The sequence below is a fragment of the Enterobacter sp. Y17 genome, assembly GCF_019730495.1.
GTDB classification, from domain to species: domain Bacteria; phylum Pseudomonadota; class Gammaproteobacteria; order Enterobacterales; family Enterobacteriaceae; genus Enterobacter; species Enterobacter asburiae_B.
Map to the genome: position 1 here is coordinate 74,739 of NZ_JAASKP010000006.1, position 20,788 is coordinate 95,526.

Genomic DNA, 20,788 nt, shown 5'->3' on the forward strand with positions numbered 1-20,788 from the left:
ACCCACTCTTTATCTCGGTAACTCCATTCACTATGGCAGGAAACAAACCCTTCAACAAACAGACTGAACCTCGCGAGCGTGATTTCCAGGTCGCAGGGTTAAAGGTCCCGCCGCACTCGATTGAAGCGGAACAGTCGGTGTTGGGCGGTTTAATGCTGGATAACGAGCGCTGGGACGACGTCGCCGAGCGCGTCGTGGCGGAAGATTTCTACACCCGCCCGCACCGCCACATCTTTACCGAAATGGCGCGCCTGCAGGAGTCGGGCAGCCCAATCGACCTGATCACGCTCGCGGAATCGCTGGAGCGCCTTGGTCAGCTCGACAGCTGCGGCGGGTTTGCCTATCTGGCGGAACTGTCAAAAAACACGCCTAGTGCGGCGAACATCAGCGCGTATGCCGATATCGTGCGCGAACGTGCCGTCGTCCGCGAGATGATCTCGGTGGCGAATGAGATCGCCGAGGCCGGTTTTGATCCGCAGGGGCGCACCAGCGAAGACCTGCTCGACCTCGCTGAATCCCGCGTCTTTAAAATCGCCGAAAGCCGCGCCAATAAAGACGAAGGTCCAAAAAACATCGCCGATGTCCTCGACGCCACCGTTGCCCGTATCGAACAGCTGTTCCAGCAGCCGCACGACGGAGTGACCGGGGTAAACACCGGCTATGACGATTTGAACAAGAAAACCGCCGGTCTGCAGCCGTCGGATTTGATTATCGTCGCCGCGCGTCCGTCGATGGGTAAAACTACCTTTGCGATGAACCTCGTCGAAAACGCGGCGATGTTGCAGGATAAGCCGGTATTGATCTTCAGCCTTGAGATGCCCTCCGAGCAGATTATGATGCGTTCTCTGGCGTCGCTGTCGCGCGTGGATCAGACCCGCATTCGTACCGGCCAGCTCGATGATGAAGACTGGGCGCGCATTTCCGGCACCATGGGCATTCTGCTGGAAAAACGTAACATCTATATCGATGACTCCTCCGGCCTGACGCCGACGGAAGTGCGCTCCCGCGCGCGCCGTATCGCCCGTGAACACGGCGGCATCGGCCTCATCATGATCGACTACCTTCAGCTGATGCGCGTCCCGTCGCTTTCCGACAACCGTACGCTTGAAATTGCGGAGATTTCCCGCTCGCTCAAGGCGTTAGCCAAAGAGCTGCACGTACCGGTCGTCGCGCTGTCGCAGCTGAACCGCTCTCTGGAACAACGTGCCGACAAGCGCCCGGTCAACTCTGACCTGCGTGAGTCCGGCTCCATCGAGCAGGATGCCGACTTAATCATGTTTATCTACCGTGATGAGGTTTATCACGAGAACAGCGACCTGAAAGGGATCGCCGAAATTATTATTGGTAAACAACGTAACGGCCCAATCGGGACGGTGCGTCTGACCTTTAACGGACAGTGGTCGCGTTTCGACAACTATGCCGGTCCTCAATATGATGATGAGTAATTTCTAAGGAATTCAAATGCAAGCGGCAACTGTTGTTATTAACCGCCGCGCTCTGCGACACAACCTGCAACGTCTGCGTGAACTGGCGCCTGCCAGCAAGCTCGTTGCAGTCGTGAAAGCGAACGCTTACGGACACGGTCTTCTTGAGACCGCGCGAACGCTCCCCGATGCCGACGCCTTTGGCGTCGCCCGTCTTGAAGAAGCCCTCCGCCTGCGCGCGGGCGGCATTACCCAACCCATTCTGCTCCTCGAAGGCTTTTTCGAAGCCAGCGATCTGCCGACCATTGCTGACCAGCATTTGCATACCGCGGTACATAACGAAGAACAGCTCGCCGCACTGGAAACCGCCGAGCTGAGCGAGCCGGTGACCGTCTGGATGAAGCTCGACACGGGCATGCACCGTCTGGGCGTGCGTCCGGAAAGCGCGGAAGCGTTTTATCAGCGTTTATGCCGGTGCAAAAACGTGCGTCAGCCGGTGAATATCGTCAGCCACTTCGCCCGTGCCGATGAGCCCGAGTGCGGTGCGACCGAGCGCCAGCTGGATATCTTTAACACCTTCTGCGAAGGCAAGCCGGGGATGCGCTCGATTGCGGCATCCGGCGGTATTCTGCTGTGGCCGCAGTCGCATTTCGACTGGGCGCGACCGGGCATTATTCTCTACGGCGTGTCGCCGCTGGAGAACAAACCCTGGGGGCCGGACTTTGGCTTCCAGCCGGTCATGTCGCTGGTCTCTAACCTGATTGCCGTGCGTGACCATAAAGCGGGCGAGCCGGTGGGCTACGGCGGTACCTGGACCAGCGAGCGTGATACCCGTCTCGGAGTGGTGGCGATGGGCTATGGTGACGGCTATCCGCGCGCCGCGCCGTCGGGTACGCCGGTTCTGGTCAACGGTCGCGAGGTGAAGATCGTCGGCCGCGTGGCGATGGACATGATTTGTGTCGATCTGGGGCCTGAAGCCCAGGATAAGCCCGGCGACGATGTCGTGATGTGGGGTGAAGGTTTGCCCGTCGAACGCATTGCTGAAATTACGAAAGTGAGTGCTTACGAACTTATCACGCGCCTGACGTCAAGGGTTGCGATGAAGTACATCGACTGAGACTCGCAGATAGTCGTCCAACGGCATTAGCTGCCGTTGGACGCGTAACGCTTATTTCAACACGTTATAGATCGCCTGATTAGTCAAATAATCCGACGCGAGCCCTGACTCCGGACTGAAGCGCGAACCCTGGATGGACGAGAACCGTTTTCCGGTGCTGCCCAACGAGACATAACGCTCCCCCCCATCGTTTTCCGAAATGGTGTACACCGTTTTCTGCATTTCGGCGAATAGCGGAGCGTTACGCTGAATGGCCTGATGCAATTCCAGCAGCTGCACTCCATCCAGATTGAGCTTTTTATCCAGCGTGACGCCCCATCTTTGCAGGCAAACTTCGGCGAAATGACGCACGATCGTGCCGGGCTCATGGACCACTTTTTCCCCGCTATTCCCATTGGCCGAAGCATTCCCTACCAGCGTAGCGTGGCGACCAGACATGGGATAAATATGGACTTTTGTCGCGCTATCGGTCTGTGGAATGACGCACGAGAAACCTTTTGATCGCTCATGTCTGGCATAGAAAGCCACATACTCCTTCACGTTGCTGCCCAGAGTGACTTTGTCCGCCTGGAAATTACCCATACCCGGAACCGGATCGACCGCAAAAATATTCACCGGAATCGTCGTTAAAAGGGGATCGGCAAGCATTGCATTGGCAAGCATATGGCAGCTAATTCCGCCCCGGCTCCACCCAACAAGGTTCACCTGAGTGGGCAGGATCTGACCCTGGCGGAAGGTTTTGATGATTTGCTGCTGCAGCGCCTGCTGGGTCACTTTACGATCGCCATAGTCATATTTGCGCCACCAAAAGGAACCGGTAACCTCAACGTCCTGAATCGGTACACCCGCCTTTTTAAGCTGCTCATAGTTTTCTTTTGTGAGCTTCTCACGCTGCCAGTCAACGTGTCCTTTGATAATATTGATCGCATGCTGAACATTCTCATTCCAGCCGCTGCCCAGAAGTTGGGCGCGAAGCTGAGAATATTCTCCGCTTTTGACCCAAAGCTCATCGCTTTGTAGATTGCCGCTCCCCGGACCATCAAGAATGACCCATTCGGCGAACTCTTTACCCTTGTTATTGGCTGCCAGAGAAGAGATGAGCTCGCCGTTCCAGTAATTAGCATGAGACTCATCAAATTTATTAGATCCAGTACCACAGAAATACACTGTTAGTATTGTCATAAATGACCTCATTGAAATATTAATATGTAGGTGGATGGCACGCGTGCAGTAAAATAATAAGTGCCAGCAATATTTCTGGGAATATGCTATTGAGCCCAGGCTGTTTTTAATAACGATAAGATCGTTCTTAATTAAACATGGCTATGTTTAATGTTTAGTATTGCTTAACTTTTTGCTTTGGATATATGACATTTGCCTTATGCCGAATGCTGTTTTTACAGTTTTGTAATAGCACGCATACTTAATTTCGGAATAAGTTGGTTGAATAACCTAAGAAAATAGATTTCACACGGGGTTATGCTACGATGAATATATTAATGATCGATGAATTACCGATCTTCATTCACGGTATGAAAACAGAGCTGGAACGCGTCATGCCGGAATGCACTGTTTTTGCAGCGAACAACTTTGAAGATGCACACGCAATTTTAACCTCTATGCCGGTCAGCATTATTTTGCTGGATGGTGAAATGAAGTGCCGTGATTTTATCACTAATTTGATGACAAACTGGCCTGAGCTACCGATCGTGGTGATGTTACGAAAAACGACGGATAAGATATTCAACTTCTACATCCGCCAAAGCATTAAGGGCATTTTTACCAAGGATCTCCCCGCCGAGAAAATCAGCCAGATACTTTGCATGGTTTCCTCGGGGGTGGTCTGTTTTCCGGAGCAAGCCGTGGTCCAGCGAGAACAACCCACTGGCGGGTTGCCGATCTACTCCCTGAGTCGTCGGCAGAAGGAAGTTCTTAAGCTGCTGGCGAATGGAGGAACAAATAAGCAGATCAGCCGGCAATTGAATATCAGCGCAGGTACGGTCAAAGTGCATCTGGAATCCATCTTTCACCGACTACAGGTCAACAATCGGACGCAGGCCGCAATGCTCTATTTTAAATATATGTCTAATTAGCCGATTTTCAGCAAAGCGAAGGGCTGCAGTCAAAATGCGTTAAAAGAAAAGCGCAACAGACAGACCTCTGTTGCGCTTTGTTTTTTTAACGGTACTGAGATTTGAAATAATATATCACCACCACCAGCGTTCCGAAGTCCTGCAATAGCCAAAATGGAAAGCTGTCACTCAGTATATCAGCACCGGTAAGAATAAATTTCATGTTTAAGCTGCTCTCACCAAAAAAACCAAAGGCGAGGGCGGCTAAGCCAATTTTACACATTACCGGCAGGGCATGGACTCTTCGGCTATAGGCGGCAAACAAAATCAGCAGCGATGTTATCAGGTCGACGAAGATAATAAAGGGAAGCACCCAGCCATTCATTATGTTAAGCATTTATTCTCCATCGGGTTTGTTGTGGGTTAAATCAGGCGGAGAAAGTGATTCATGTCTGACTTTACTTTTGATGACGCTTGCAACATCAAAAATATCGCGCTGTTCATGCCGGCGAAAAAAGTTTGCCAGCCAGACGATCAGGCCATTACTCATTGCCCCGAGGATATACCCTAAACCAAGCGTGATATCGGCCTGATTAAGGTCTATCTTTAACCAGCGGGCTGCTAATCCACCTAATGCGACGGCCGCGCCCATGCTGATTCCACCAAAAATAATGCCTGCCATAAATCGGCTGTGCTGGTGCAATCGCTGCGGTTGCCAGAAAAACGAGATACTGACGCCGCCAAATAAACCTGAAAAAGCCAGCAAGGCTTCACTGATGAGGGTCGGGAGATAGATGTCAGACATACGTTCATCCTCTGCAAGGATAAATCCCCTCGGAAAAGGGGATTTATTATCGTAACGGGCGCTTATTATTGGCAGGGATCCAGCTCAACAATATGCTGATACTTATCGGTCGTAATAAAGCGCTGTTGCCCTGACAGGCTGTAAATCAAACGCTTGGGAGAGCGATACCCCTTCACGACATCGATATCCGCGCTAAGCCAGGGCTGACTGGAAGGAAGAGCGCGATCGCTGTATTTATCGCCACCGATCCATTTTTGATTGGTGGGTTTAAGACCCCAAAGCGATTCGCTTTCACTTCCCGACCAGCCGAGGCGTTTGGCCTCATCCGAGGTAATATAGCGGTCGGGCAGGCGCCCAAAATTTTTTATATGACGAAGCGTTGTCGCCAGATCGGTCACGTTATTGACGGGCACCATACCCTGAGAAGATAAAAAGGCGTTGGCTTCCTTTATTTCCTCTTCGCAGGTTGGCATGGCGGCGGTTGCCTGTAACACGTTGAATAACGAAACAGACAGTACGGCCATTTTCACTATGTAAAGTGGTTTCATTGTAATTTTCCTGTTGAATTAACTAAGAAATAGCTTCATTTCCGCCTCGCGGCGTCGGGTAAGCCCGGTCAAAACCTTACCGCCTGCCTTATTCCAGCTTTTGAACTGCAGTGCGGCGCCCTGGATATCGCCTGCGTTGAATTTTTTGAGCAGCGTGGATTTCTTTAAATTGCCCACGCCAAGGTTGAAGGCGAACGAAACCAGCGCGTCGAATTGGTTCTGCGTCGAAGCGTTGTTCAGCAGTTTTTTCACGCCGTCCTCGGTGCGTTTCAGATCTTTGCGCAGCAGATCTTTGGCTTCACCGGTGGTAATTTTGGTGAGCTTTTCCATCTCCTCTTTGAGGATCAAATGGCCGTAGCCGATGGTCCATAAACCTACGGCATCGCGATAACGCTCCAGCCTCAGCCCTTCAAACTGGCAAATAAGCTGAATGCCCCTGTCACCTGTACGTTCTGGTTGTTTTTGCATTACGGAGTCTCCTCTGCTTTCGGGCGGGGAATCACCTTGTTGGTGTATTCGTCAATCAAACGCATGACGCTTTCCGGTGGCTCAAGTGCGGTAAATTGCATCTCTACATCGACGTGGCGGCTGTCACGCCCGCCTTTGTTATCGCTGGAAGGCGAAAGGCTGACGTGAAAGCGGCCAAATTCGTTTTCACCGGACTGGCGGGAAGGCGCCTGCATGCCTTCCGTGCGGATCGTCAGGTTGACCTTCATCTTTTCCAGCATCAGCCCGCGCGGTGTCGAAAGCGCGACCAAGGGCAGGTCAAAGTAATGCTTTTCATCCAGCGCCAGCTGTACCGTGCGTGGAATTAACGAACCGTCTTCTGCGGGTTCGAAAAAGGGATCCAATGCCTTCATATACTGCTGAGCAATCAGTTCGTTGGCCGCAGTGGCCGCGTACTGCATCCCACGCGTGATATCTTCAAGCGAGATCGGCACGCCGGGAATATCGGCTGGAGGCGCTGGAGGCGTGTTTTCCTGTACCGATGGCGTGCCTTCATCCTCTTTGCCCGCCCTGTTTTCCGGCTCCTCATCCTTGCCGCCGCGCAGCCATTTTTTAAAAGACATATTTCGCTCCTGGAAAAAGGGCTACCCGGGTAGCCCCTGCGTTACGGAATCGCACGTATGTCGCGGCGTGGAAGATTATTGCGCGGCGACAGGCTTGGTTTTGGCGTTGGTCAGGTAATCAATCACGCGCTGCAGAGCTTCAGGTGGCTCCTGGCGTTTAATCTGGGTATGAATGGAATATTTCGCGCGTGTATCGGTCGAACGGGTCTGCTCCGATTTATGGGAGACCTTGCCGGTCATTTTCGCTTTGAAAACGCCCCAGCCGACGGACGCTTCCACGGAGGCCTCCGCTTCGGTGCTGCTGGAACTGGCTTCGCTCTGGCTCACTTCCAGCTCAAAGTCGATAGTGCCGTCCTCAATGCAGATGATAGGGTGGGTGACCGCCGCCAGGAGCGGAATACTCATCTTGCGAGTCACGCTGCCTTTATTGACCCCCTGTTCGTCTACCACGGTTTCGTCGTAATCGAACTCGATCGCGACAGCTTTGCCGTCTTTAATACAGACGGAGAGCAGGAAGTCGGTATAGGCCTTGCTCGCCTGGACCTGTGCTTTGATCATCGCCTGCAGCGGACCGCCGATCATATGTTCCAGCGGCAGGGCGTTAATAACTGAACCAATAAATTGTGAATCCATGATGGGAACTCCTTGAATCAGTGAATGCGCGGTTGCGCATGAGCCACATTACGGAAAGCGAGAAGGGGAAAATATTGGGTAAATGTCATGGCGAGAGGACGCAAAAAACCTATGCCGATCGCAGGATAATCTTAAGGGGTGGTGTTGAGTGATGTTCCGGTTTATTGTTGAAATCCCTGCCTCATCGAATTCCGGAGAACCATCGCGTGTTTCAGAAAGTTGACGCCTATGCCGGCGACCCTATCCTCTCCTTAATGGAGCGTTTCAAAGAAGATCCTCGCAGCGACAAAGTGAACCTCAGCATCGGTCTGTATTACAACGAGGATGGCATCATTCCTCAATTAAAAGCCGTTGCCGAAGCCGAAGCGCGTCTGAACGCTGTTCCACACGGTGCTTCTCTTTATCTGCCGATGGAAGGGTTAAACGCCTACCGCAACACCATCGCTCCGCTGTTATTCGGTTCCGATCATGCGGTGCTCGCGCAAAAATGCGTGGCGACCATCCAGACGCTGGGCGGCTCGGGTGCGCTGAAAGTGGGAGCAGACTTCCTGAAAAAATACTTCCCGGATTCAGGCGTGTGGGTCAGTGACCCGACGTGGGAAAACCACGTTGCGATCTTCGAGGGCGCAGGTTTCAACGTGGCGACCTATCCGTGGTTCGACAGCGAAACGAACGGCGTACGCGTTGAAGCGCTGCTGGAAAAACTGAACACCCTGCCGGCGCGCAGCATTGTGCTGCTGCACCCATGCTGCCATAACCCGACCGGGGCAGATCTCACCAACGCCCAGTGGGATGCGGTGATTGAGGTACTGAAGGCCCGCGACCTGATTCCGTTCCTCGACATCGCCTACCAGGGCTTTGGCGCGGGTATGGAAGAAGATGCTTACGCTATCCGCGCCGTGGCCAGCGCCGGGCTGCCTGCTCTGGTGAGTAACTCCTTCTCTAAAATCTTCTCCCTGTACGGTGAACGCGTTGGCGGTCTGTCCGTGGTCTGTGAAGACACCGAAGCGGCGGGTCGCGTGCTCGGCCAGCTGAAGGCGACGGTGCGCCGCATTTACTCCAGCCCGCCAAACTTTGGTGCGCAGGTGGTGGCGACGGTTCTCGGTGACGAACAGCTGAAAGCGTCCTGGCTTGCCGAAGTGGAAGCGATGCGTAAGCGCATCCTGGCCATGCGTCAGGAGCTGGTTAACGTGCTGAAAGAGGCCGTGCCGGGACATAACTTCGACTATCTGCTCAAGCAGCGCGGGATGTTCAGCTATACCGGTCTGAGCGCGGCGCAGGTCGATCGTCTGCGGGAAGAGTTCGGCGTCTACCTGATCGCCAGCGGCCGTATGTGCGTGGCGGGCCTGAATGCCAGCAACGTTCATCGCGTGGCGCAGGCGTTTGCTGCTGTAATGTAAGTATTCACTTACTTGCATGCTCTATGTAGGCCGGGTAAGGCGCAGCCGCCACCCGGCTTTTTTTGTTTGCGCCGGTGCCAATCATTACCCGGTGGCGCTTCGCTTACCGAGCCTACACGCCTCTTCCACGCTTTGTGATCGTCTTCTTTTTATTCAGCTTCATAAGCAAAAACTCCTTCCCTTCACCTCCCGCTGGGGTTATGGTCGGATAGTTTTTTGATCATCCGCTCAAATTAAAACGATAACAAACTGAATATTCAGGGGAAAATATGCGCAAGATCACACTGGCGCTCAGCGCCGCCTGCTTATTGTTCTCGCTTAACAGCGCCGTCGTCGCGCGAGCTTCTGCCCCGACGCCGCTTTACACCGGCACCACCGCCGCCATTCTCGCCGAGCAGGCGCCCATTCACTGGGTTTCAGTGGCCCAAATCGAAAACAGTCTGATCGGCCGCGCGCCAATGGCCGTGGGTTTTGACATTGACGATACCGTGCTGTTCTCAAGCCCCGGCTTCTGGCGCGGGAAGAAAACGTATTCACCCGACAGCGAAGCGTATCTGAAGAACCCGGAATTCTGGGAAAAAATGAATAACGGCTGGGACGAATTCAGCATCCCGAAAGAGGTTGCCCGTGCGCTTATTGCTATGCACGTGAAGCGCGGTGACAGCATCTACTTTGTTACCGGCCGCAGTCAGACCAAAACCGAAACCGTCTCTAAAACGCTGCAGGATGATTTCCAGATCCCGGCGACCAGCATGAACCCGGTCATTTTTGCCGGTGACAAAGAGGGGCAAAACACCAAAAACCAGTGGCTGGAAAAGAAAAATATCAAAGTATTCTACGGCGATTCGGATAACGACATCACCGCCGCACATGACGTGGGGGCCCGAGGGATCAGGGTATTGCGCGCCTCTAACTCGACCTATCGACCGCTGCCGATGGCCGGAAAGTTTGGCGAAGAGGTAATCGTCAACTCGGAGTATTAAGTATCCGGCAGCGGGTTTGACTCTTTTTTAATCAAATCTCGCTGCTGCGGGTTTTACCTTTCGTCTTCTTGCTGCACACTTAGAAAGATTCATCTTTCATCACGGAGCAGCACATGTGGTACCAACAAACCCTGACCTTAAGCGCTAAACCACGCGGATTTCACCTGGTGACGGATGAAGTCATCGGGCAACTCCGCGATCTGTCGCGGGTGAAAACGGGTTTGCTGCATCTGCTGCTTCAGCACACGTCAGCCTCTCTCACGCTTAATGAAAATTGCGATCCCACCGTCCGGTCCGACATGGAGCACCATTTTCTGAAGAGCGTCCCGGACAACGCGCCTTACGAGCATGACTATGAGGGGGCGGACGATATGCCTTCGCATATTAAATCCTCCCTGCTGGGCGTATCGTTGATGCTGCCGGTTCACAACGGGCGGCTGCTGTTGGGAACGTGGCAGGGGATCTGGCTGGGAGAGCATCGCATTCACGGTGGTTCGCGTAAAATTATCGCCACGCTACAAGGGGAATAAAGATGACAATTTCGGAGATACTTCAGTACTGCATGAGCAAGCCCGGCGCGGAGCAGAGCGTTCATAGCGACTGGAAAGCCACGCAGATTAAGGTGGGAGATGTCCTGTTTGCGATGGTGAAAGAGGTGGAGGGCCGTCCGGCGGCGTCGCTGAAAACCAGCCCTGAACTGGCGGATTTGCTACGTCAACAGCATGGTGACGTGAGGCCGAGCAAGCACCTCAATAAGGCGCACTGGAGCACCGTCTATCTGGATGGATCGATTCCTGGCTCGCAGATTTACTACCTGGTGGACGCGTCCTATCAGCAGGCTGTTGAGCTGCTGCCGGAAACCACCCGACAGCAACTCTCCGTGTGACAATTACAGCAACGGTTTAAGGAAGCGCGCGGTGTGCGAGGCTTCGCACTCTGCAACGGTCTCTGGCGTACCGGAGACGAGAATTTCACCGCCGCCGCTGCCGCCTTCCGGGCCGAGATCGACAATCCAGTCAGCGGTTTTAATCACGTCCAGGTTATGTTCGATGACCACGATGGTGTTGCCCTGATCGCGCAGCTGATGCAGCACGTCAAGCAGCTGCTGGATATCGGCAAAGTGCAGGCCGGTGGTCGGCTCGTCCAGAATGTAGAGCGTCTGACCGGTGCCGCGTTTTGACAGCTCACGCGCCAGCTTCACGCGCTGCGCTTCACCGCCGGACAGCGTGGTTGCCGACTGCCCAAGACGAATGTAGGTCAGGCCGACGTCCATCAGCGTCTGCAGCTTACGCGCCAGCGCAGGGACGGCATCAAAGAATTCGCGCGCCTCTTCAATGGTCATGTCCAGCACTTCGTGGATGGTCTTGCCTTTGTACTTAATCTCCAGCGTTTCGCGGTTATAGCGTTTGCCTTTGCACTGGTCGCACGGCACGTAGATATCCGGCAGGAAGTGCATCTCAACCTTGATCACGCCGTCGCCCTGGCATGCTTCGCAGCGGCCACCGCGCACGTTAAAGCTGAAACGTCCTGGCGTATAGCCGCGGGAGCGCGCTTCCGGCACGCCGGCAAAGAGTTCACGTACGGGCGTGAAGACGCCGGTATAGGTTGCCGGGTTAGAGCGCGGGGTACGGCCAATCGGGCTCTGGTCGATGTCGATAACTTTATCGAAATGCTCCAGACCCTGGATGTCGCGGTACGGTGCAGGCTCGGCCAGCGTCGCGCCGTTTAGCGCCGTCTGCGCAATCGGGAACAGCGTATCGTTGATCAGCGTCGATTTACCGGAACCGGACACGCCGGTGATGCAGGTAAACAGGCCAACCGGCAGCGTCAGGGTGACGTCTTTCAGGTTGTTGCCGCGCGCGCCGGTCAGCTTCAGCACTTTTTCCGGATCTGCCGCTACGCGCTGTTTCGGCACCTCAATCTTACGCTTGCCGCTCATGAACTGACCGGTCAGCGACTCGGGCACCGCCATGATGTCCTTCAGCGTCCCTTCCGCGACCACCTGGCCGCCGTGTACGCCAGCGCCAGGGCCAATGTCGATGACGTGGTCAGCCGCGCGGATCGCATCTTCATCGTGCTCGACCACGATCACCGTGTTGCCGAGGTTGCGCAGGTGAAGCAGCGTGCCGAGCAGGCGCTCGTTGTCGCGCTGGTGCAGGCCGATGGACGGCTCATCCAGCACGTACATCACGCCGACTAAGCCCGCGCCAATCTGGCTCGCCAGACGGATACGCTGGGCTTCGCCGCCGGAGAGCGTTTCTGCCGAGCGGGAAAGCGTCAGGTAGTTCAGGCCGACGTTCACGAGGAATTTCAGGCGATCGCCGATCTCTTTCAGCACTTTTTCGGCGATTTTCGCGCGCTGGCCGGAGAGCTTCAGATTGTTGAAGAAGTCCATCGCATGGCCGATGCTCATGTCTGAGATGGTCGGCAGCGCGGTGTTTTCCACAAACACGTGGCGCGCTTCGCGACGCAGACGCGTACCTTCACAGGTGGCGCAGGAGCGGTTGCTGATGAATTTCGCCAGCTCCTCGCGCACCGCGCTGGATTCGGTCTCTTTGTAGCGGCGCTCCATGTTATGCAGCACCCCTTCGAACGGGTGGCGGCGCACGGAGGTATCGCCGCGATCGTTCATATACTTGAACTCGATGTTCTCTTTGCCGGAACCGAACAGGATCACTTTGTGCACGTTCGGACTCAGGCTCGCCCACGGGGCTTCGACGTCGAACTTGTAGTGCTCCGCCAGCGATTTCAGCATCTGGAAGTAGTAGAAGTTACGCTTGTCCCAGCCGCGAATGGCCCCGCCCGCCAGCGACAGCTCCGGGTTCTGAATCACACGGTCCGGATCGAAATATTGTTGAACACCCAGGCCGTCACACGTCGGGCACGCGCCCGCCGGGTTGTTGAATGAGAACAGGCGCGGCTCGAGCTCGCGCATGCTGTAGCCGCAAATCGGGCAGGCGAAGTTGGCGGAGAAGAGCAGCTCTTCCGCTTTTGGGTCGTCCATATCGGAGACCACGGCCGTGCCGCCAGAGAGTTCCAGCGCCGTTTCAAAAGATTCCGCCAGACGCGTGGCGAGATCGTCGCGCACCTTAAAGCGGTCAATCACCACTTCGATGGTATGCTTCTTCTGCAGCTCCAACTTTGGCGGGTCGGACAGGTCACACACCTCGCCGTCGATTCGGGCGCGGATATAGCCCTGGCTTGCCAGGTTTTCCAGCGTTTTGGTGTGTTCGCCTTTTCGCTCTTTGATGATCGGCGCCAGCAGCATCAGGCGTTTGCCTTCCGGCTGCGACAGCACGTTATCCACCATCTGGCTTACGGTCTGGGCCGCCAGCGGGACGTCGTGGTCCGGGCAGCGCGGCTCACCCACGCGGGCATACAGCAGACGCAGGTAGTCATGAATTTCGGTAATGGTACCGACCGTTGAACGCGGGTTATGCGAGGTGGACTTCTGCTCAATAGAGATAGCAGGGGACAACCCTTCAATGTGGTCGACATCCGGTTTTTCCATCAGCGACAGGAACTGACGCGCGTACGCAGAGAGCGATTCAACGTAACGACGCTGTCCTTCGGCATACAAAGTGTCGAAAGCCAGTGAGGATTTGCCAGACCCCGAAAGCCCGGTCACGACAATGAGTTTGTCGCGAGGGATTATGAGGTTGATATTCTTGAGATTGTGGGTGCGGGCGCCCCGAACTTCGATCTTATCCATTCACCTTTCCCGGTTGGAACACGGATTGCCTGATTTGTTTGAAGGACAAACGGCTGTCAGAAACGGCTAATTATGACACAATTTGACCTGTTTGAATATACAGTATTGGAATGCATTTTCTGATTGGCTGTGTAACAATGTAGAGTCCGCGAGAGATTTCTGAACCGACTACGCAACTATGCAAATTGCCGCGTGGAAATGGTACACTCGCGCGTTTACACTATTAAGAAACGTATTCAGGAGACACGAACATGGCCAGCAGAGGCGTAAACAAGGTGATTCTCGTCGGTAATCTGGGCCAGGACCCGGAAGTACGCTACATGCCGAGTGGTGGCGCAGTTGCCAACATTACGCTGGCTACTTCCGAATCCTGGCGTGATAAAGCGACCGGTGAGATGAAAGAGCAGACCGAATGGCACCGCGTAGTGCTGTTTGGCAAACTGGCCGAAGTGGCCGGTGAGTATCTGCGTAAAGGTTCTCAGGTCTATATCGAAGGCCAGCTGCGTACCCGCAAATGGACCGATCAGGCCGGCGCTGAGAAGTACACCACAGAAGTCGTGGTCAACGTGGGCGGTACCATGCAGATGCTGGGTGGCCGTCAGGGCGGTGGCGCACCGGCAGGTGGCGGTCAGAGCCAGCAGCAGGGCGGTTGGGGTCAGCCTCAGCAGCCGCAGGGCGGCAACCAGTTCAGCGGCGGCGCACAGTCTCGTCCGCAGCAGCAGTCTACTCCGGCGCCGTCTAACGAACCGCCAATGGATTTCGACGACGACATTCCGTTCTGATTTCCGCGTGCTGAAAACAAAAAACCCAGACTATCGTCTGGGTTTTTTTATTCCGTCAGAGATCAGGTAATCACCATCGGCCAGTCTGGCGGCGTGTGGCTCATCGCCTCAACCATCACCACTTTAGTATTTTCCCAGACGGCGGCGATATCCAGTAGGGTGATGCCAAGCAGGCCCGTTGCAAACCAGCAGGCCGCACCCAGCCCCAGCAGAGTGCTGATAACAGCAAGACCCGCATAGTCAGATTTACGAAACTGAATGTTCAGCGTGCTGGCTAAAAACATCAGTACCGCACTCAACAAAGGCCAGCGCAGGAGAACCATGCTGGTAGTAATGGTTGCCATAAAACCCATCCTCTATAAAACAGACGAACTGAATGAAACGGTGTTTCTCGTTACAAAATATGTGTGAACTATATCACATTTGTTGATTTATTCGCCAGCATCTGAACGATCAAAAAAGAGGATTTTATTCCTCAGAAAAGGCGATTGCGCGGGCTGGTCCTGCCTTCGGCGCACGAGGAGGCGGAGCCACAGCTTGCCGAAAATGCCCTTCGGGCAAGTGGGGATAGCGCAAATTCAGTTTTTATAAGAGGGGCGTTATTCTCCGCCAATACTCAAAATATTGTGGTGTAGGCTGACTATTTATAAATCAACGAACACAATGCCTCAGAGCAAATAGCATAAAACGTCATGATGAAATTGTACTTTTTTCATGCTGTCAGACGTTTGGCTTAATCAACGATTGTCTGTTGTGTTATCTTCCCGTCTGCCTGACGGGCTGGATAATTATTTTCCTTAATTGAAACGGAACGAATACTTACAGTTTAACTTACGGGAAAATATTATCGGCATAACGAAATTTAAGATTTTTAATACTAAAAGTCAGTTGCTAACTTCGCATGATTCATGCAACGTAATCACCTGTTTAACAAAGCATCCGGCCTTAAGTACTACAGGCGTACAACATGCAGGGATATAGGGCGGGAAATGAATCGTAGCGCGCGGCGCAAAATGCTCAGGGTGGTAGGGATCATCATGGTAGTTATGCTGCCGGTGATGCTTGCGCTATGGTTTGCCCAACTGCGTGCCGTGTCTGAAACAAGCGCCCAGCTACGCACATTTGCTGAACTGGCTTTAGACAAAACAGAGCTGGTTATTCAACAGGTTGAGCTTGCCAGGGACGAGGCGGTAAAATATCAGGGCGAGCTTTGCACGCCGGGACACCGTCAATATATGCTGAACGTTGTTCGTGGCCGCCTGTTTGTCGCCGATTTAATTTACGCTGAAGGTCAGAATTTTCTTTGTTCGACCGTTTTTACACCGGATCACCCCTACGCCATTCCTGTCGCTAATTACACGCGCAAACCTGACGTCGCTATCTATTATTATCGCGATACCCCATTTTATACTGGCTATAAAATGACATATATGCAGCGCGGAAATTATGTGGTGGTCGTCAATCCGCTTTCATACAGCGAAGTCATGTCCGCGGATCATTCTCTCTCCTGGGGTGTGTACGACACGGTAACCAATGCTTTCTTTTCCGTCAGCCAGAAAGCCAATGTTTCTTTATTAAATTCGATGATTCGGGATAAGGAATCGGTATTTCAAAAAGATAACCGCTTTTATACGATCGTAACATCTCCCAAAAGACCGATTGCGGCCATTGTCTCGACATCAAATAAACGCTTTTATGAAACGCTTTATCACCAGGCGACGTTGACGCTACCGCTGGGCATGATCTGCAGCATTATTATTTTGCTGGTATGGTCCCGTACCCATCGTGAGCTCAATTCGCCGGGGCGCTTACTGCACCGCGCGCTGAACAAACGACAGCTTTGCGTACACTATCAGCCGATTATTGATATTAAGAATAATCAGTGTGTGGGCGCGGAGGCGCTGTTACGCTGGCCTGGCTTTAACGGCCAGGTGATGAGCCCGGCTGAGTTTATTCCGCTGGCGGAAAATGAGGGGATGAGCGAGCGGATTACGGACTATGTCGTTGAGGAGGTGTTCAACGATCTGGGCCATTTCCTGGCCGAGCATCCGCATCTCTATATTTCGATTAACCTGTCGGCCACGGATTTCCACTCCTCGCGGCTGATCGCCATGATTTCCGACAAGGCCCGCCACTACGCCGTCCGTGCGCAGCAAATCAAAATAGAAGTGACGGAACGCGGTTTTATCGATGTGCCAAAAACCACCCCGGTGATTCAGGCTTTCCGTCAGGCGGGTTATGAAGTCGCGATCGATGATTTTGGTACCGGCTACTCGAACCTGCACAACCTCTACTCGCTGAACGTGGATATTCTGAAAATCGATAAATCGTTTATCGATACCTTAACGACCAACAGTACCAGTCACCTGATCGCCGAGCATATTATCGAGATGGCGCAAAGCCTGCGGCTGAAAACCATTGCGGAAGGGGTAGAGACGGCAGAGCAGGTAAGCTGGCTGTTGAAGCGCGGCGTCCAGTTTTGTCAGGGATGGCACTTCGCGAAAGCGATGCCGCCCCAGGAATTTATGACCTGGCAGCAGCAGCCTTTGCACTGAGGGCGATTAATTCAACTGGTGGCGATAGTCGCTCGGCGTGCGGTCAAACTCGCGGCGAAACACGCGGGAAAAGGTTTGTTGCGACACATAGCCAAGGTCCATCGCGATATCAAAAATGGGCCGCTGCGTTGAGCGTAGCGCCTGCGCCGCCAGCAGCAGTCTGCGCTGGCGAATGTACTCACCCAGCGTCTGATGCATGACCGTGCGGAACATTCTCTGTAAATACCATTTCGAATAGCCCGACTTTTTAGCGACCACATCAATGTTCAACGGTTGGTCGATATGTTCATCAATCCATTCAATAAGCGTCTGAATAATCTGCTGATGCGACATAAGGTTGCCCCTCTGTAGATACAACTATCTCGGTTAATTCGTCGTTTTCTCTGCGGGCGAGTATAATTCCTCAAGTTAACTTGAGGTAAAGAGGTTTTATGGAAAAGAGATTGCCGCGAATTAAAGCGCTGTTAACTCCCGGTGAAGTGGCGAAGCGAAGCGGCGTTGCGGTATCCGCGCTCCACTTCTATGAAAGCAAAGGGTTAATTAAAAGCATCCGCAACGGGGGCAACCAGCGTCGCTATACTCGCGACGTGCTCCGCTACGTGGCGATTATCAAAATTGCGCAACGAATCGGAATTCCCCTGGCCACGATCGGCGAGGCGTTTGGCGTGCTGCCGGAAGGGCATACGCTTAGCCCGAAAGAGTGGAAAGAGCTGTCGTCCCAGTGGCGTGAAGAGCTGGACAGGCGTATTCATACGCTGGTCGCGCTGCGTGACGAGCTGGATGGCTGCATCGGCTGCGGCTGCCTGTCGCGTAGCGATTGTCCGTTGCGTAACCCCGGCGACAGGCTGGGCGAGCAGGGGACGGGGGCGCGGCTGCTGGAAGAGGATTGAGATTGTGCGGCCGGTTTGCCGGGTGGCGGCTGCGCCTTACCCGGCCTACAAAACCGGGAACGTAGGCCGGGTAAGCGAAGCGCCACCCGGCAAAAGCATTATAAAGAACTAAAGCGCCACATAAGGGCGCTTTAGTTTTTCCCGGTCTTTGTCTTTCACTCTATCCCGCTGGTTCACGGGAGGGTTTCCCCCGACATCAGCACCCCTCAGTGTCGAGCTGGTTGGGGAGGTTCCGGATTGTGCTGACACTTTAATTCTATGCAAGACCCGTTTTTTCGCCAGCCTCACCGACCGTTATTTAGACGAATTTTTTTCGCGGTGTTGTTCAATTTTCTATAGTTAAAAAGTATGAATAACAGGAGAAAACCATGCTCACGGTACACCACCTTAACCAGTCGCGCTCGCACCGCGCGATCTGGGCGCTGGAAGAACTCGGCCTGCCTTATGAGATCGTCCACTACCAGCGCGAAAAGAACATGCTGGCGCCGGAGGCTCTCAAAAAGGTGCATCCGTTGGGCAAATCGCCGGTCATCGAAGATAACGGGCTGATCCTTGCGGAGTCTGGCGCCATTCTGGAATATCTGCAGGAAACATACGATGCCGAGTCACGCCTTAAGCCTTTAGATCCGGCGCATAAGGTGCAATACCGCTTCTGGCTGCATTACGCCGAAGGATCGCTGATGCCGCTGCTGTTAATGAAGCTGGTCTTCAACAGCCTCGGCAAGCCGCCGGTGCCGTTTGGTATCAGAACCCTGGGCAAAGCGCTGGGGCAGGGGGTGCAGAAAGCGTATCTCAACCGTCAGCTGGAAACCCATGCGCGCTTTATTGAGTCACATCTTGCCGAAAACAGCTGGTTTGCCGGGGATTCGCTCAGCATGGCCGATATCCAGATGAGCTTCCCGATCTTTGCGCTGCTGGCGCGCGGCGGTATCGCTAATCTGCCGCATATTCAGGCGTGGAAGACAAAAGTTGAGAACACCCCAGGCTGGCAAAGAACCCTGGAACAGGGGGGACCGTTATCTATCCCGGGCGAGGACTGAAATGTAAACAAATTGCGCATAGACGATAACGTTTGCGCATCCTCTGTTTATTTCTTCAGCGTCATAAGGGAATTTTAGCGAAAAACGAGAAAGTTCAGTTGAAAAGGGCGGGGATTACGCTAGATAATCGTTTGCCTTAATTTGACCACCCGTTTGTAAGCGCGGAGCTAAACGTTTGCTTTTTTTGTGACGCCCTTTCGTCACAAACGCAACACAAGGATTTGACGTTCAGCTGGCAGTGGCGTCTCCACCTCGCTTACGGACTTCCTAAAAAACTCTCAGGGGATGTTTTCTATGTCTACGCCATCTGCGCGTACTGGCGGTTCACTTGACGCCATGTTTAAAATTTCGGCCCGCGGCAGCACCGTGCGCCAGGAAATTGTTGCCGGTTTGACAACGTTTCTGGCGATGGTTTATTCCGTCATCGTTGTGCCGGGCATGCTGGGCAAAGCAGGCTTCCCGCCAGCGGCTGTCTTTGTGGCGACCTGTCTTGTGGCCGGCGTGGGCTCCATCGTGATGGGTCTGTGGGCGAACCTGCCGCTGGCGATTGGTTGCGCCATCTCTCTGACCGCGTTTACCGCGTTCAGCCTGGTGCTGGGTCAGCACATCAGCGTACCGGTTGCGCTGGGTGCCGTGTTCCTGATGGGTGTGCTGTTTACCGTAATTTCAGCGACCGGCATCCGTAGCTGGATTTTGCGCAACCTGCCGCAGGGCGTGGCGCACGGTACCGGCATCGGTATCGGCCTGTTCCTGTTGCTGATCGCCGCCAACGGCGTCGGTCTGGTCATTAAGAACCCGCTGGACGGTCTGCCGGTAGCGCTGGGCCACTTCGCCAGCTTCCCGGTGATCATGTCGCTGATCGGTCTGGCGGTGATTATCGGTCTGGAAAAACTGAAGGTGCCTGGCGGCATTCTGCTGACCATTATCGGTGTTTCTATTGTCGGCCTGATTTTCGATCCAACCGTACACTTCTCCGGTATCTTCGCTATGCCGTCGCTGAGCGATGACAAAGGCAACTCCCTGATTGGCAGCCTGGATATCGTTGGCGCGCTGAACCCGGTGATCCTGCCAAGCGTGCTGGCGCTGGTCATGACCGCCGTGTTTGACGCGACCGGTACCATTCGTGCGGTGGCCGGTCAGGCGAACCTGCTGGATAAAGACGGTCAGATTATTGATGGCGGCAAAGCGCTGACCACTGACTCCCTGAGCAGCGTCTTCTCCGGCCTGGTGGGCGCGGCGCCTGCGGCGGTGTACATCGAGTCCGCAGCGGGTACGGCGGCAGGCGGTAAAACCGGCCTGACGGCGATCACCGTCGGCGTGCTGTTCATGCTGATCCTGTTCCTCTCTCCGCTCTCCTATCTGGTTCCGGCGTATGCGACCGCGCCAGCGCTGATGTACGTTGGCCTGCTGATGCTGAGCAACGTAGCGAAAATCGACTTTGCGGACTTCGTGGACGCGATGTCTGGCCTGATTACCGCGGTCTTCATCGTCCTGACCTGTAACATCGTGACCGGCATTATGATCGGCTTCGCGTCGCTGGTGATTGGTCGTCTGGTCTCCGGTGAATGGCGCAAGCTGAACGTCGGCACCGTGATTATCGCCGTTGCGCTGGTAGCGTTCTACGCGGGCGGCTGGGCAATCTAAGTTGTCCATTGATGCGAAAACGGGTGGCTCAGGCCGCCCGTTTTTATTTTCAGGACTCATCCTGTTGCCTTTTGCGTTACTCTGGAGAAGATAGAATAAAAGGCACGACGCCT

Annotated in this window: 22 protein-coding genes; 12 read left to right on the forward strand and 10 right to left on the reverse strand. The window is 54.2% G+C overall.

All coding sequences use genetic code 11. The features are described 5' to 3' along the window. Positions 1 to 32: 32 nt before the first annotated feature. Together dnaB and alr are read left to right on the forward strand one after the other, a co-directional pair. A complete protein-coding gene (gene dnaB / locus HCH49_RS19730) occupies positions 33 to 1,445 on the forward strand; it encodes a replicative DNA helicase (protein WP_023310046.1) in 1,413 nt (470 codons plus the stop codon). A gap of 16 nt (positions 1,446 to 1,461) precedes the next feature. After that, positions 1,462 to 2,541 (forward strand): alanine racemase, encoded by a 1,080-nt coding sequence (gene alr, locus HCH49_RS19735; RefSeq protein ID WP_032662599.1) that lies wholly within the window; start codon positions 1,462 to 1,464, stop codon positions 2,539 to 2,541. Between the two features lie 51 nt (positions 2,542 to 2,592). On the opposite strand, the gene HCH49_RS19740 is transcribed toward alr, so the two are convergent. Further along, positions 2,593 to 3,723 (reverse strand): hypothetical protein, encoded by a 1,131-nt coding sequence (locus HCH49_RS19740; protein WP_032662597.1) that lies wholly within the window; start codon positions 3,721 to 3,723, stop codon positions 2,593 to 2,595. Between the two features lie 317 nt (positions 3,724 to 4,040). On the opposite strand from HCH49_RS19740, the gene HCH49_RS19745 reads away from it, so the two are divergent. Beyond that, on the forward strand, positions 4,041 to 4,634 hold the full coding sequence (locus tag HCH49_RS19745; RefSeq protein ID WP_223862650.1) for a response regulator transcription factor: 594 nt from the start codon (positions 4,041 to 4,043) through the stop codon (positions 4,632 to 4,634). An 85-nt stretch (positions 4,635 to 4,719) separates the two neighbouring features. Here HCH49_RS19745 and HCH49_RS19750 read toward each other — a convergent pair whose 3' ends face one another. From HCH49_RS19750 to HCH49_RS19775, 6 genes are all read right to left on the reverse strand, one after another. After that, positions 4,720 to 5,010 (reverse strand): hypothetical protein, encoded by a 291-nt coding sequence (locus HCH49_RS19750; RefSeq protein ID WP_032662594.1) that lies wholly within the window; start codon positions 5,008 to 5,010, stop codon positions 4,720 to 4,722. Continuing rightward, positions 5,011 to 5,418, reverse strand: a complete 408-nt coding sequence (locus HCH49_RS19755; protein ID WP_033144411.1) for a hypothetical protein — start codon at positions 5,416 to 5,418, stop codon at positions 5,011 to 5,013. 65 nt (positions 5,419 to 5,483) lie between these two features. Continuing rightward, positions 5,484 to 5,966 carry a ribonuclease domain-containing protein gene (locus HCH49_RS19760; protein WP_193138782.1) on the reverse strand — a complete coding sequence of 161 codons (483 nt, stop codon included), beginning with the start codon at positions 5,964 to 5,966 and terminating at the stop codon, positions 5,484 to 5,486. 18 nt (positions 5,967 to 5,984) lie between these two features. Then, on the reverse strand, positions 5,985 to 6,434 hold the full coding sequence (locus HCH49_RS19765; RefSeq protein ID WP_048976345.1) for a lysozyme: 450 nt from the start codon (positions 6,432 to 6,434) through the stop codon (positions 5,985 to 5,987). After that, a complete protein-coding gene (locus HCH49_RS19770; RefSeq protein WP_193138783.1) occupies positions 6,434 to 7,036 on the reverse strand; it encodes a DUF2589 domain-containing protein in 603 nt (200 codons plus the stop codon). The genes HCH49_RS19765 and HCH49_RS19770 overlap by 1 nt, the downstream gene beginning before the upstream one ends. A gap of 75 nt (positions 7,037 to 7,111) precedes the next feature. Continuing rightward, on the reverse strand, positions 7,112 to 7,669 hold the full coding sequence (locus tag HCH49_RS19775; protein WP_023334176.1) for a DUF2589 domain-containing protein: 558 nt from the start codon (positions 7,667 to 7,669) through the stop codon (positions 7,112 to 7,114). A 206-nt stretch (positions 7,670 to 7,875) separates the two neighbouring features. Here HCH49_RS19775 and tyrB point away from each other — a divergent pair, with 206 nt between their 5' ends. From tyrB to HCH49_RS19795, 4 genes are all read left to right on the forward strand, one after another. Next, complete coding sequence (tyrB, locus tag HCH49_RS19780; protein WP_221703270.1) at positions 7,876 to 9,069, forward strand: aromatic amino acid transaminase; 1,194 nt, start codon at positions 7,876 to 7,878, stop codon at positions 9,067 to 9,069. A 269-nt stretch (positions 9,070 to 9,338) separates the two neighbouring features. Then, complete coding sequence (aphA, locus tag HCH49_RS19785) at positions 9,339 to 10,052, forward strand: acid phosphatase AphA (RefSeq protein WP_221703272.1); 714 nt, start codon at positions 9,339 to 9,341, stop codon at positions 10,050 to 10,052. A gap of 113 nt (positions 10,053 to 10,165) precedes the next feature. Next, the gene (locus HCH49_RS19790; protein ID WP_023310052.1) at positions 10,166 to 10,582 is read left to right on the forward strand and encodes a secondary thiamine-phosphate synthase enzyme YjbQ; all 417 of its coding nucleotides are present in this window, start codon (positions 10,166 to 10,168) and stop codon (positions 10,580 to 10,582) included. Between the two features lie 2 nt (positions 10,583 to 10,584). After that, complete coding sequence (locus tag HCH49_RS19795; RefSeq protein ID WP_214539046.1) at positions 10,585 to 10,938, forward strand: MmcQ/YjbR family DNA-binding protein; 354 nt, start codon at positions 10,585 to 10,587, stop codon at positions 10,936 to 10,938. A 3-nt stretch (positions 10,939 to 10,941) separates the two neighbouring features. Here HCH49_RS19795 and uvrA read toward each other — a convergent pair whose 3' ends face one another. Further along, positions 10,942 to 13,764 carry an excinuclease ABC subunit UvrA gene (gene uvrA, locus HCH49_RS19800; protein ID WP_213788164.1) on the reverse strand — a complete coding sequence of 941 codons (2,823 nt, stop codon included), beginning with the start codon at positions 13,762 to 13,764 and terminating at the stop codon, positions 10,942 to 10,944. A 251-nt stretch (positions 13,765 to 14,015) separates the two neighbouring features. On the opposite strand from uvrA, the gene ssb1 reads away from it, so the two are divergent. Continuing rightward, positions 14,016 to 14,546 carry a single-stranded DNA-binding protein SSB1 gene (ssb1, locus tag HCH49_RS19805; protein WP_221703274.1) on the forward strand — a complete coding sequence of 177 codons (531 nt, stop codon included), beginning with the start codon at positions 14,016 to 14,018 and terminating at the stop codon, positions 14,544 to 14,546. A 62-nt stretch (positions 14,547 to 14,608) separates the two neighbouring features. Here the strand turns inward: ssb1 and HCH49_RS19810 are convergent, their stop codons facing one another. Further along, on the reverse strand, positions 14,609 to 14,890 hold the full coding sequence (locus tag HCH49_RS19810) for a YjcB family protein (protein WP_221703275.1): 282 nt from the start codon (positions 14,888 to 14,890) through the stop codon (positions 14,609 to 14,611). 645 nt (positions 14,891 to 15,535) lie between these two features. Between HCH49_RS19810 and HCH49_RS19815 the strand changes: the two genes are divergently transcribed. Beyond that, positions 15,536 to 17,101 (forward strand): EAL domain-containing protein, encoded by a 1,566-nt coding sequence (locus HCH49_RS19815; protein ID WP_029740210.1) that lies wholly within the window; start codon positions 15,536 to 15,538, stop codon positions 17,099 to 17,101. A 6-nt stretch (positions 17,102 to 17,107) separates the two neighbouring features. On the opposite strand, the gene soxS is transcribed toward HCH49_RS19815, so the two are convergent. Continuing rightward, positions 17,108 to 17,434 (reverse strand): superoxide response transcriptional regulator SoxS, encoded by a 327-nt coding sequence (gene soxS / locus HCH49_RS19820; RefSeq protein ID WP_013095071.1) that lies wholly within the window; start codon positions 17,432 to 17,434, stop codon positions 17,108 to 17,110. 98 nt (positions 17,435 to 17,532) lie between these two features. Here soxS and soxR point away from each other — a divergent pair, with 98 nt between their 5' ends. The 3 genes from soxR (at position 17,533) to ghxP (ending at position 20,675) form a co-directional block, all read left to right on the forward strand. Further along, positions 17,533 to 17,991: a redox-sensitive transcriptional activator SoxR gene (gene soxR, locus HCH49_RS19825; protein WP_023331806.1), complete on the forward strand. Its 459-nt coding sequence runs from the start codon at positions 17,533 to 17,535 to the stop codon at positions 17,989 to 17,991. 368 nt (positions 17,992 to 18,359) lie between these two features. Beyond that, a complete protein-coding gene (locus HCH49_RS19830) occupies positions 18,360 to 19,031 on the forward strand; it encodes a glutathione S-transferase family protein (protein WP_033144416.1) in 672 nt (223 codons plus the stop codon). 294 nt (positions 19,032 to 19,325) lie between these two features. After that, positions 19,326 to 20,675, forward strand: a complete 1,350-nt coding sequence (gene ghxP, locus HCH49_RS19835) for a guanine/hypoxanthine transporter GhxP (RefSeq protein WP_023310059.1) — start codon at positions 19,326 to 19,328, stop codon at positions 20,673 to 20,675. The last annotated feature ends 113 nt before the right edge of the window (positions 20,676 to 20,788 follow it).

Bases quoted from the DNA above. Each gene is read 5' to 3' on its own strand.
- HCH49_RS19810 (WP_221703275.1), bottom strand. From the start codon at position 14,890: ATGGCAACCATTACTACCAGCATGGTTCTCCTGCGCTGGCCTTTGTTG.
- uvrA (WP_213788164.1), bottom strand. From the start codon at position 13,764: ATGGATAAGATCGAAGTTCGGGGCGCCCGCACCCACAATCTCAAGAAT.
- HCH49_RS19790 (WP_023310052.1), top strand. From the start codon at position 10,166: ATGTGGTACCAACAAACCCTGACCTTAAGCGCTAAACCACGCGGATTT.
- HCH49_RS19745 (WP_223862650.1), top strand. From the start codon at position 4,041: ATGATCGATGAATTACCGATCTTCATTCACGGTATGAAAACAGAGCTG.
- alr (WP_032662599.1), top strand. From the start codon at position 1,462: ATGCAAGCGGCAACTGTTGTTATTAACCGCCGCGCTCTGCGACACAAC.
- ssb1 (WP_221703274.1), top strand. From the start codon at position 14,016: ATGGCCAGCAGAGGCGTAAACAAGGTGATTCTCGTCGGTAATCTGGGC.
- dnaB (WP_023310046.1), top strand. From the start codon at position 33: ATGGCAGGAAACAAACCCTTCAACAAACAGACTGAACCTCGCGAGCGT.
- soxR (WP_023331806.1), top strand. From the start codon at position 17,533: ATGGAAAAGAGATTGCCGCGAATTAAAGCGCTGTTAACTCCCGGTGAA.
- HCH49_RS19760 (WP_193138782.1), bottom strand. From the start codon at position 5,966: ATGAAACCACTTTACATAGTGAAAATGGCCGTACTGTCTGTTTCGTTA.
- aphA (WP_221703272.1), top strand. From the start codon at position 9,339: ATGCGCAAGATCACACTGGCGCTCAGCGCCGCCTGCTTATTGTTCTCG.
- HCH49_RS19775 (WP_023334176.1), bottom strand. From the start codon at position 7,669: ATGGATTCACAATTTATTGGTTCAGTTATTAACGCCCTGCCGCTGGAA.
- HCH49_RS19740 (WP_032662597.1), bottom strand. From the start codon at position 3,723: ATGACAATACTAACAGTGTATTTCTGTGGTACTGGATCTAATAAATTT.
- ghxP (WP_023310059.1), top strand. From the start codon at position 19,326: ATGTCTACGCCATCTGCGCGTACTGGCGGTTCACTTGACGCCATGTTT.
- soxS (WP_013095071.1), bottom strand. From the start codon at position 17,434: ATGTCGCATCAGCAGATTATTCAGACGCTTATTGAATGGATTGATGAA.
- HCH49_RS19755 (WP_033144411.1), bottom strand. From the start codon at position 5,418: ATGTCTGACATCTATCTCCCGACCCTCATCAGTGAAGCCTTGCTGGCT.
- HCH49_RS19830 (WP_033144416.1), top strand. From the start codon at position 18,360: ATGCTCACGGTACACCACCTTAACCAGTCGCGCTCGCACCGCGCGATC.
- HCH49_RS19765 (WP_048976345.1), bottom strand. From the start codon at position 6,434: ATGCAAAAACAACCAGAACGTACAGGTGACAGGGGCATTCAGCTTATT.
- HCH49_RS19795 (WP_214539046.1), top strand. From the start codon at position 10,585: ATGACAATTTCGGAGATACTTCAGTACTGCATGAGCAAGCCCGGCGCG.
- HCH49_RS19770 (WP_193138783.1), bottom strand. From the start codon at position 7,036: ATGTCTTTTAAAAAATGGCTGCGCGGCGGCAAGGATGAGGAGCCGGAA.
- HCH49_RS19750 (WP_032662594.1), bottom strand. From the start codon at position 5,010: ATGCTTAACATAATGAATGGCTGGGTGCTTCCCTTTATTATCTTCGTC.
- HCH49_RS19815 (WP_029740210.1), top strand. From the start codon at position 15,536: ATGAATCGTAGCGCGCGGCGCAAAATGCTCAGGGTGGTAGGGATCATC.